This is a genomic window from Methylomagnum sp. (assembly GCF_054333355.1).
This window is the reverse complement of sequence record NZ_JBTEKS010000149.1, coordinates 1-9,638: the sequence shown is the minus strand read 5'-3', so window position 1 is coordinate 9,638 and position 9,638 is coordinate 1. Positions and strand designations below refer to the sequence as shown.

The 9,638-nt window shown below is 63.9% G+C and carries 12 protein-coding genes; all 12 read right to left on the bottom strand.

What is annotated here, in order from left to right; genetic code table 11:
- A partial coding sequence (locus ACXWUF_RS12505; RefSeq protein ID WP_458495002.1) for a hypothetical protein occupies nt 1-258 on the bottom strand: 258 nt, incomplete at its 3' end.
- 23 nt (nt 259-281) lie between these two features.
- Nucleotides 282-1,055 carry a DUF3313 family protein gene (locus tag ACXWUF_RS12500; protein WP_458495001.1) on the bottom strand — a complete coding sequence of 258 codons (774 nt, stop codon included), beginning with the start codon at nt 1,053-1,055 and terminating at the stop codon, nt 282-284.
- Between the two features lie 68 nt (nt 1,056-1,123).
- Nucleotides 1,124-1,483: an STAS/SEC14 domain-containing protein gene (locus ACXWUF_RS12495; protein WP_458495000.1), complete on the bottom strand. Its 360-nt coding sequence runs from the start codon at nt 1,481-1,483 to the stop codon at nt 1,124-1,126.
- Between the two features lie 26 nt (nt 1,484-1,509).
- The gene (locus ACXWUF_RS12490; RefSeq protein ID WP_458494999.1) at nt 1,510-2,106 is read right to left on the bottom strand and encodes an HdeD family acid-resistance protein; all 597 of its coding nucleotides are present in this window, start codon (nt 2,104-2,106) and stop codon (nt 1,510-1,512) included.
- A 142-nt stretch (nt 2,107-2,248) separates the two neighbouring features.
- Nucleotides 2,249-2,956 carry a DUF3313 domain-containing protein gene (locus tag ACXWUF_RS12485; RefSeq protein ID WP_458494998.1) on the bottom strand — a complete coding sequence of 236 codons (708 nt, stop codon included), beginning with the start codon at nt 2,954-2,956 and terminating at the stop codon, nt 2,249-2,251.
- Between the two features lie 108 nt (nt 2,957-3,064).
- The gene (locus tag ACXWUF_RS12480; RefSeq protein ID WP_458494997.1) at nt 3,065-4,297 is read right to left on the bottom strand and encodes a patatin-like phospholipase family protein; all 1,233 of its coding nucleotides are present in this window, start codon (nt 4,295-4,297) and stop codon (nt 3,065-3,067) included.
- Between the two features lie 86 nt (nt 4,298-4,383).
- A complete protein-coding gene (locus ACXWUF_RS12475; protein WP_458494996.1) occupies nt 4,384-5,766 on the bottom strand; it encodes a DUF1254 domain-containing protein in 1,383 nt (460 codons plus the stop codon).
- 73 nt (nt 5,767-5,839) lie between these two features.
- Nucleotides 5,840-6,292 carry a cysteine rich repeat-containing protein gene (locus ACXWUF_RS12470; RefSeq protein WP_458494995.1) on the bottom strand — a complete coding sequence of 151 codons (453 nt, stop codon included), beginning with the start codon at nt 6,290-6,292 and terminating at the stop codon, nt 5,840-5,842.
- Nucleotides 6,293-6,373: 81 nt separating this feature from the next.
- The gene (locus ACXWUF_RS12465) at nt 6,374-6,571 is read right to left on the bottom strand and encodes a hypothetical protein (protein WP_458494994.1); all 198 of its coding nucleotides are present in this window, start codon (nt 6,569-6,571) and stop codon (nt 6,374-6,376) included.
- Between the two features lie 304 nt (nt 6,572-6,875).
- Complete coding sequence (locus ACXWUF_RS12460) at nt 6,876-7,355, bottom strand: hypothetical protein (RefSeq protein ID WP_458494993.1); 480 nt, start codon at nt 7,353-7,355, stop codon at nt 6,876-6,878.
- Between the two features lie 204 nt (nt 7,356-7,559).
- A complete protein-coding gene (locus tag ACXWUF_RS12455) occupies nt 7,560-8,564 on the bottom strand; it encodes an Lnb N-terminal periplasmic domain-containing protein (RefSeq protein WP_458494992.1) in 1,005 nt (334 codons plus the stop codon).
- Nucleotides 8,561-9,638: esterase/lipase family protein (locus tag ACXWUF_RS12450; RefSeq protein ID WP_458494991.1), on the bottom strand; the 1,078-nt coding region annotated here is incomplete at its 5' end. The genes ACXWUF_RS12455 and ACXWUF_RS12450, both read right to left, overlap by 4 nt.

Genomic DNA, 9,638 nt, shown 5'->3' with positions numbered 1-9,638 from the left:
CGTCTCGCGGCCGATGGCCATTTGCTCCGCCGTCTGCTCGGAGGGGTTGTCGCTCCGCGTCAGGCGGGCCAGGGGGCCGGAGTTTCCCTTGATCTCAGCGGGATTGACGGCAAAGTTATAGACGTTGACTTGGCTTGGTCTGGGCATTCCGGCGTAAGCGATTTCATGCCCGTTCTGCACTTTCGTGCCGGCGCAGCCGGCCAAGAGCAGCGCGACCATCAGGAAAGACATCGGCTTGGGCGAGCGGGTCGGATTCATGGGTTGGTTTCTCCGGCGTGGGATTAAAAAGGCCGCAGGGTGAGCGGGGTCGGATCGGTGACCACCTCGCCCGGCTGGCGGTTGGCGACCTGCACGAACTGCTCCGCCCAGCGGTCCATGATGCCCTTGGCGGGGCCGTACCAGGTCAGGCGGGTGAGGTCGAGGGGGCCGATGTCCGCCGTGTCACGGTCGGCGAAGGTAGCGATTACCTCGCCCGTTTGGAGATCGCGCAGCCGCCCCTCGAAGGCGGCCTTGCGCTGATTGACAACGCCGACGGCGGTGCCGGTGCCGGGCGGGCCCGCCCAACTGAGCGCATGGAGCACCGGGGTCGAAGGATCGATCTCGATCAGGGCGAGTTCCAGGCGCAGGGCGGGCTCCCTATGCTGGTCGGGACTGTCGATGACCCGGAAGCGGTGCTTGGGGTCATTCTTGAAGTTCTTCTCCGCCTGGTGGTGGAAGTACCGAGCGAGTTCCGCGATGTCGGTCTTGACGTCGCTGACCCAATTGGCTGAACTCGCCTTGTGTAGCCAGTCCATCTCCAGCATGTACTGGGTGTTGACCGGCGCCACGACCAGTTCCCGGTAGTGGCTCTTGTCGAAGCCGGGCTTGATCCAGACCTTCTGGAACGGCAGATCGGCCCGCCTGGCCTGCCGTTCGGGATGCTCGATGAAACCGGCATTGGGGGCCGGTTCGACAGCCACGGCCTTCATGTCGTTGGCGCCCGACTGAATGGTCGAACAGCCGACGGCGGCCAGGGCCAACGTGCTGATAAGGGTTGCGCGGATAAGCGTGTTCATGCGTATGAATGTTTCCTTTGAATTAAGTATTTGAAATGCCCAGCCACCGGCCCCGGCAGGATGGCGCCTCAGCTCCGCACCCAGAGTTCAGCTTCGGCTAGGGCGGCGGTGGGAAAGAACTCGATCTCGGTTTCCCTGAAACCCTTGCCGGCGAACGCGAAGGCGTCATCCTTCCAGCGTTCCTCGCCGACGATGGCCAGCTTGGCCATGGCGTCGCCGTATTCCATCAGAAAACCGACATCGCTCCAGTCGTCCTCCCTGGACCAGCCCTGGAAATTCTCCGCGAGTACGAGCGCCCTGACTTTGCCGCGCGTTCCGATAATATCCGCCGCCGCCCGCTGGACCGCTTGTTGCTCCTTAAGGCGCATGACGCCGCCGATCCGGACCGTGACCAAATCGCCTTCGACCTTGATGATTTCGCATGCCATATTCCTAAACTCCCCTAAAGTGTGGATCAACCAGCCGATTCCCGTGTCTTCTGCGCCTTCGCCCAGAACGCGAACATCATCAGCGCCCATCCCCGGAAACCGATTTCGGCGCTCAGGGCAACAGAGAGAAACCAGGCGGCCTGGGACGGCCATTCCGCCCAGATCAGCATGCCCAGCACAAAGGAAACCCCCGCGCCGACGATGGTGGAGGTCCGGTGCGGCACCTGCGTCGCCTGGGCCAGGATGGTCCGAAGAATGCCCTTGACCATGAGAAAGGCCGCGATCAGGAGGCTCAATCGGGCCGGATCGTCACCGATGCTGAAAATGATCAGGCCGGCGACGACCACGTCGAGAACGCCGTTTTGCAGGTGCAGGAAAAAATCTCTCAGTTCCTTGGCGATGGCGGCGTCGAAACACTCCAGGATTCCCACCGCCAATACCACGAACCCGGCGGCCGGCAGCCAGGAAAATTCCCGTGCGTGCAGGAGCATCGCATCCGGGTTGAACAGGGCGGCGATCGCCAACGCGACGCCCACGAATAGCATGACCGCCCCGCGGACCAGCAGCCGCCGCCAATCGGTTCCGAAGCGTTCGAAACGGGCGAATTTGGCGCGTAAGTTCATGAGTTCATCCTTCCATTCAAGGGGCACCGGCTTTTCGAAGCCTGGCGGGCCGGAGTTTGCAAGCCATGCGGCGCCATTAAGTTCAAGGTTCGCCGGTTCCCAAGCCGGAGCTTGGAAATTGGCAAACGGCAAAGGCCATGGGTCAAGGTTTCTCCGCCCCCGAGGTCCAGGCCTTGACCCGGTTGGCCATTTGCTCCGACCAGGCGTCCATGGCGTTTTGGGCGTCTCCCCACTTCCCGCTGAAGCCGGTCGAGATGTTTCCGCCGCCGATGCGGCGATCGACCGCCATGGTCAATATCTCGCCGGTCGTGGCATCGGTGATCCTGGCCTCGCCCTGCGCCCCGCCCACAAACGGGAATTTGTCCGTGGCGAGGTAAACGATATTGGACAGCATGTGGGCCTGGGGAACGATCATAGAAATGGAACGTAGCCCTAGCGTGGAGCCTTCGGCATCCGCCACCGCCGCCTGGACCTTCATGACGCCGGGACCGGCCTTGTCGACGACCTGGAATTTTTCTCCCAAGTGCTTCTGCAGGGACTGATGGAAGTAATTCAGCAGCGCCTGCTGTTGTTCGGGCGAATATTGGCTCTCCTGCCCGCCCCAGAAGGTCACGGGCTCGATCATGACCTTGCCGTATCGGCTCCATTGCGCGGCGGGATTGACGTAGCGCAGCGCCGCTTGGCCTTCGGCGCCCGGCTTCAGCCTGGCGCAGTCCTTGCCCAGAAAGGCGCAGGAGCCCAGCTCGACCGGCCGTTGTTCGGTGACGGCGCAGCCCCCGAGCAGCGACAGCCCCACGCCGAGCGCAGCGAAGCTTTTGAGGGTAGGCATCCGGTTCTGAAAGCGATTCATGGTTTTTTCACCTTATTTTTTGAGTGGGTTATATGCCCAAGTCGTCCCGCCGTCCGGGGCGCTCGGTTTTGCGGGTCGGGCAGGTATCCCATGCCCAACATCTCCGGACTATCTGGCTTCCGTGGCCTCGCCCTCCATTTTCCGGCGCTTCTCCGGATTCGGCGGGTTGGCGGGAAAAAGCCCCGGCGGCCCCTTTTGCCAGTGGTAGCCGTGGCGGGCCAGCTTGTAGCCGGTCTCGAACAGCACGTTCATCACGCGGTTGTCGAACTCGTCGGTACGATTGGTATCCATCTCGTCGGGAATGTGGGCGAGGTTGAAATCGAAGCCATCATGCTCCGCGGTCACGAAGATGCGGTAGAGATCGCCGATGCCCTGGGCCTTGATGAGCGACGACACGGACCGTGGGGCGATGGATCGGATTATCGGTTTCACGGATTGCCAAGCGGGCCGGATCGGGCTGTTGCGGATGACAAAGACCTGGAGCCGGCGGCGCGGCCGCTCGAACCCGAGCTCCCTGACCCCGGCCAGCGGCTTCAGCACGGGGCCGTAGAGGAATACCTGATTGGTCACGCCGCCGTCCACGTGCATCTCGTCGTAGTGGTGTCCGCCAGCTTCCACCGGGAAATACACCGGCGGAAAGGCCACCGGGACGGTGGCGGAAGCGATCATGACCTTGCGGAACAGGTCGGGGGCGTTCGGATGGCCGGAGGCGGCGATGGCCCCCATGTTCCAGATCACCGGACGCTGGGCGTCGAGGGCGGTCGTGCCGATATACAGCCTGCGCCCTTTCGCGTGTTCCGCCGCGATGTCCTTCAGCATCCTCTCGTCCACGTATTCCGTGGTGAGCTTGGCGAGGGGATCGTTGAGGCTGATCGCGTCGGTCCCCAACATGCCGAACAGCGACTTCAACTTGAGGATGTCCTTGGAGGTGATGGTGGTGTACACCTTCTTCAGATTTTCGTCGTAGGCCGGACCCAGGAAGGCGAACGGCGCCATCAGCGCGCCGGTGCTGATGCCGGTCACCAGCTTGAAATTCGGCCGGTTGCCCGCCGCCGTCCAGCCGTAGAGAAGCCCCGCGCCGAACGCGCCATCGCCGCCGCCTCCGGAAATCGCCAGGATGTCGACGGTTCCGCCTTCATGGAAAAGGCCGCTCCGCTCCTCCTGCCGGATGGATTCGACCAGATCCTTCTGGAAGTCCGGGCTGAACTCATCGCCCCAGGCCCGGATCCCCGGCATCCCCGGCATCCCGATCTGAGCCTCTGATTTCTGCGGCGGCGGGAAGTGAGGGCGGAGGCTGGCGCAGCCGGTCAACGCCACAGCCCCGGCCAGCAACGCCGCCAAACCGAAAGACCGGCCTCTTGCGATAGCCTTAAGCTCGGCGCAAGGACGCACGCCTCCACTGGAGGCCACACGGATCATGGATGCTCTCATTCCATCCGCTTGACTGCGGGTGGTGCCCAGCGTCCGTCCAGCGCCTCGGCTTTGGGCGCATAGAGGCGCAGGGTGACGCCCAGCGGGCCTTTGGGGGCGGGCAGCCAGTTGGATTCCTTGCCCGAGCCGGGGCTGTCGTGCTGGATGTGGATATCGAGCGAGCCGTCGGCGTTGAAGCGCAGCCGGTCGCGATCGCCAATGGCGAAGCGGTTGAGGGGGTTGGCCGCGTGGAAACCCTCGCCGTCGTACATGGTGATCGACCAGAAGGCGCTGGCTGGCGGCAGTTCGCTCTTGTCGAAATGCAGCACGTATTTGTTGCCGCCGTCCAGCGGCTTGCCGTCCGCGTCGGCGACAAGGAGGGGATAGATCGCGTCTTCGGGCAGGTTCGCGCCCAGGCCGACCATGGCAACGATGGCGCGCTTGAGATAGTAGTTGCCGTACACGCCCATGCTATCGGTGTTCATCTGCCAGCCGTTGACCACCCGGGCGAGTGTGGGGAGTTTCTCCTTCATGGCCTTCAGGCCGTCCGCGGGGGCGGCTTCCAGCGCCTGCCGGACGGCGGGATCGAGCCGGTCGAAGTCGAGGCTCTTGCCCGCTTCGATGCCGATGCGCTTCATCCGGGCGATGATCGGCTGGTCGGTGAGGTGGGGCGGATTCACCTTCAGCAACTCCGCGGCATAGGTGTAGTAGGTTTTGGCAGGCATGGTGTTGACCTGAACCAGCGGGGGCGTCTTCATGTCCACGGTCGGGTCGATTTTCGCCTGGACCGGCGGTGCCTTCTTGCCCCACTGCGAGAGCGGGGTGATCCCGTAGCCATCCTGGACCTTGTGCGCGGCCGGATAGTCCTCCGGCCCGTTGGTCTGGGTGCGGCCGATCAGCCACACGTAGGGCGTGGGAGCGTCGAGGCGGGTGACGCCAGCCGGCAGCTTCCCTTTCCAGCCCGACGGCACGACCGCGAAGTGGCCGACCCGCGTGCCCGTGGCGCGCTTGCCCGGCACCGCGAAGACATCGCTCCACAGATCGAGCATTGGCAGCAGGTAGTAACGCCCTGCCGTATCGGGCGCGGAAACGACCACCGGCTCCTGGGTCAGGTCCAGCCAGGCCGATGAGTACAAGGTGTCGAAATTGGGCCGGACCACTTCCCTGAAATTCGCATCCGGAAAGGCGCGAACGTGGGAGAACGTGTTCATCGGTCCCCGGCCAGTCATTTTCCCGGCTTCGATGTTGGTTAGTTGCCTGCGCGTGACATCCATGGAGACCAACGGATAGAAATAGACGTAGGCCTCTTCGGCAATGGCCCTGGTTTCCTCGGGCCTGAGGTCCGGATCTGGAGCCGCGCCGGATCGTTCGGCCGCCGTCAGCAAAGTCAGGGCCAACACGCCTATCAATCCTGTAGATTTTGTTTTCAGGATGCTCCCGAATCTTGCCATTGTGATCTCACCCTCGAACTCGTTATTGCTTCAGCCCCACATCCTTCAACGCCTGCTTGCAGCGCCCGCTGACCTCTCTGTCGTGCTTGTCCAGGCAGGCCAAGAGCCGCCCTTCGCCGACCTCGACGTTGGCGCAGTATTTCTCCAGGTCATCGTCGCATTCGGCGGCGGCATAGCTGAGCGAAGCCACCGCGTGCTGCAACTGGGACGCGGCGTCGAACAGGGCGTACTCGCAGCGGCCGGTGAGCTTGTCCTCATGGGCATAGATGCAGGCCAGGAGGCGGTTGTCACCGGGGGTGACGTCCTTGCAGTAGCGGTCCAGCTCCGTCTTGCAGCCGTGCAGGAAGGTTTCCATCGGGCCTTGCGGTGCCGGGGCCGCCACGTCTTCGGCGGCTTTTTTCTTCGGCGCGGCGCAGGCGTTCAGGGACAGGGCAAGGCCAAGGCAGGCGATCAGGACGGTTGGCTTGCGGTTCATGGTTCGATAACTCCTTATTTTTATTGCGGTTAAGTTAAGAGCCCTCGCCCTCTGGGAGAGGGGGTAAAAAGATTCTGTCGCTCACAGCCCCGGCGGCACCTTCTCCCAGCGGTAGCCCTTGGCGGCCAGGTCGTAGCCGGTCTGGAACAGCTCCCGCATGTACTCGGTGTCGAGGTCCCCTTTGTGCGGGGCGTTAAAGGTCTTGGGGATATAGGCGAGGTTGTAGTCGATGCCGTCCCGTTGGGCTTCGCTGTAAATCTTGTACAAGTCGCCGAACATAGCGCACCCCCGAAAGGCTCACCACTCCGGCCTTCTCGGACCAGGCCTGCGGCGCAGCGTGCTGGCGGATGGGCAGGGAGCAGGCGGACAGGCCAACGGAGGCGGCGAGCAGGATGGGTCCGGGTGGACGGCGTCGCAAAGGCATCTTGTTCTTTATATTCTTCATAGCTGATATCGGGGGCTTGGGGCCGGGAGCGCCGATTCCGCCTCCGCTGGACCGGGGAACAGTCGAGGCGGTTCGTATATTACCGCGGATCTGCAACAAAAGTATGGCAGCCCGTGACCGTCCGCCGCGAATTCGCCTTTACTGGCCCGGGAACCCCTTGCCCGCCATGCACGAGGCATAGGCCTGGTTGTAGGCATTGGCGGCGGCAGCCTGCTGTTGCTGAGCCTGCTGCTGGGATTGCGCGCTCTGTCGGTTCTGTTGGCGCTGCTTGGCCGCGCCCACGGCCGCACCGGCCTTGGCGGCGTCCTCCATTTGGTTGCGGGTATATTCCTCGGCGACCTCATCGGGCACGTTGCCGTACTGGTTGGCCTTGGATTTCCCCTTGGCCGCGCCGGCCATGGCCCCGGCGGCTGCACCACGCCCCCGGCCGCCCGCCTGGGGCTGGGTGGTCGTGGCCGGTGCGGCGGCGTTGGGGTTATAGCCGGTTTGCTGCTGGGCGATGCTCCGGCATTCGGACTGCGCCTGCGATAGGGAGGGTTCCCCTTCCGCCAGCGCCGATCCGGCGAGAAGCAGTGCGAGTACGCTGAAGCCTAGGCGGGCATGGGTTGGATTCAACATGGCTGGTCTCCTTAAAAATTATCAAAGTTCTAGTCTTCCCGGACGCGGCGGGGTACGTCCCCGCCCAGATAGTGTAGATGCCACCGCAGCCACGAATGCCTCAGGGCCAACGGGGCCGGGTGGGTAACCGCTTCTTCGGGCTTGCGGTTGGCGATCCGCACAATATTTAGACGCCTCCATCCACGTTTTTAAAAAACTGTTTTGTCACGGAAGATCGGCCCGTATCCGCCGGGAGAAGTCCGGCGCCTGGTCGGCGGCCCGCGCCACCGCGTTGATATGCGAGCGCTCCCGGAGTTCTTCGAAGGACAGGCTTTGGTTCAGGCGCCCCTGCTCATAGGCGTATTCCGGGGTGTAGCCGCTCAGCAGCACCTTCCATGAATAAGCCAGGTGGCCGGGATTCACGGCGGCGTGGGTGAGAATCATGGTGGTGCAGTTGGTGGTGAGCGTGTTGTAGAAGCGCGGATGCTCCCGCAGTTCGTTGATGTCGCGCATATAGTCCAGGAAGACGCGGCGACCGTTTTCGATCGGTCCCACCAGCCGGAACAGGTAGACCTCTTCCGGCGGATCCTTCCGGTAGTTGGTCCGCACCCGGATCACGTCCCGCTCATCAGCCACCACGTAGACCAGTTCGTACTGCCGGAACAAGCCGGGGAGCGTGGCATAGGGCCGGGTGCGGTCCTTGCGCACCTCGATGGAAATGGCCAGATGATCCTCGCCGAAACCGAAACTGACGAACATATGGGCGATGGCCGGTCCCATCCAGTACGAGGCCAGCAGATCGACCCGGTCCAGCCGTTTGAGGTCGAAAGTCCGGTCATAGTAGGCCGGAGTGAAATCGGTTTCCGTCCGATAGTCGAAATTGCGGATGTTGTGGACGGTCACCCGGTCGCCGTCGAGAGTGGCATAGGGCAGCACCGCCACCTCGGGCTGCCAGTCGCGGTCGTTGGAGGGCGTCGCGCTGCCCCAGACGAGCAGCACCGGCACGAGGGCGGCGGCAAAGCCCAGCGCCGCGAGTCGGCGAGTCCGCCGGACGCACAGGGCGCCCAAGGCCGCCAGGCCGATGGCGGCGAAAAAACCGGCCGCCGCCATGCGAAGCCCGGCCGGTCCCGGCGCCAGGTAATAAAGGACCAGCGTTCCCCAGCCGGTGGCGCCGGTCATCGCGAGGCCGGCCAGGACCAGGGCGACGGCCGTGCCGATCCGGCGCGTCACGGGCGTTTCCCCTCGAATGCCGCCGCGTGTTCCAGCAGGATGCGCCTAATCTCCTCGATGACCTCGGGCTGCCCCTGGCAAGAATGATCCCAGCGGACCACCCGTTCGGAGACCGCCTCGTTGATGTGGGCACTCTTATAGGCCACCACGCCGTCGTCGCCTTCCTCCTTGGGGCCATTGCCCTCCACCGCGATGATCGAGTGGGCCGGAATGCGGGGCGAAACCGGGATGGACTCCAGGATTTTAAGGCCGGGGTGCTCCGGGTTCATGTTGTCGATGGCCGTCGGGGGCCGGCGGAGGATCGTGGTCAGCTTCTCATCCCCGGTCAACGCGGCGACCTGGGTGAACTGGCTCAACACGCCCACCGGCAAGGTCACCAGCCGGGTGGCGATGGCCCCGATCCGGCCCGAGGCGAGCAGCGCTCCGTGATGGGGGGTTGCCACGAACACCAGCCGTCCGACAAAGGGCAGGGGCGTAAAGAACGCTGACTGCTTTAGAAGATCGCGGGTTTCGGGGTCAACCTGGATGGCATCGAAGGGCTTGCTGCTGATGCGGTCCCAGAACCGGGTGCCGCTGTCGATGGCGGTGAACTTGGTCAGAAGCCCCCCCTGGCTGTGCCCGATCACCACCATGTCGCGCAGGGCCGGATCCTTGCCCTCGGGATCGAACTCCTGCACCGCCGTCGTCAGGGCCGCCCGCAGCCGCCCGGCCGAATAGGCAATCGGGTTGCCGGTATCGTAGAGAAAAACCCAGATTTGGAACCGCTCGCGGATGCGCGGATCGCCCTGGAGTTCGTTGAACAATTCGGCCCAGCGCGCGGGGCTGGAGGCCGTCCCATGCACCAGCACCACCGGAATCTTCCCGGACCGGTAAGGCTGCATCATGAACAAACCGTCTTGGGCGCGGTCGCGCGGCATCATGCCCCGGAAGGCGCCGCCCCGGAGAAATCCCTGGATCTCCGCGGCGTAGATCGGACTGCCTTCGAGTTGGTAGGCGAGTGCCGCCGTCGGGTCGGATTCCAGGGGTTGTTCCCGTCCGTCGACCCGCACCGTCGTGGTCTGGTCGGTGGCGTAG

Coding starts and splice junctions, on each gene's coding strand:
- ACXWUF_RS12470 (WP_458494995.1), bottom strand. CDS start 6,292: ATGAACCGCAAGCCAACCGTCCTGATCGCCTGCCTTGGCCTTGCCCTG.
- ACXWUF_RS12495 (WP_458495000.1), bottom strand. CDS start 1,483: ATGGCATGCGAAATCATCAAGGTCGAAGGCGATTTGGTCACGGTCCGG.
- ACXWUF_RS12500 (WP_458495001.1), bottom strand. CDS start 1,055: ATGAACACGCTTATCCGCGCAACCCTTATCAGCACGTTGGCCCTGGCC.
- ACXWUF_RS12460 (WP_458494993.1), bottom strand. CDS start 7,355: ATGTTGAATCCAACCCATGCCCGCCTAGGCTTCAGCGTACTCGCACTG.
- ACXWUF_RS12490 (WP_458494999.1), bottom strand. CDS start 2,106: ATGAACTTACGCGCCAAATTCGCCCGTTTCGAACGCTTCGGAACCGAT.
- ACXWUF_RS12485 (WP_458494998.1), bottom strand. CDS start 2,956: ATGAATCGCTTTCAGAACCGGATGCCTACCCTCAAAAGCTTCGCTGCG.
- ACXWUF_RS12465 (WP_458494994.1), bottom strand. CDS start 6,571: ATGTTCGGCGACTTGTACAAGATTTACAGCGAAGCCCAACGGGACGGC.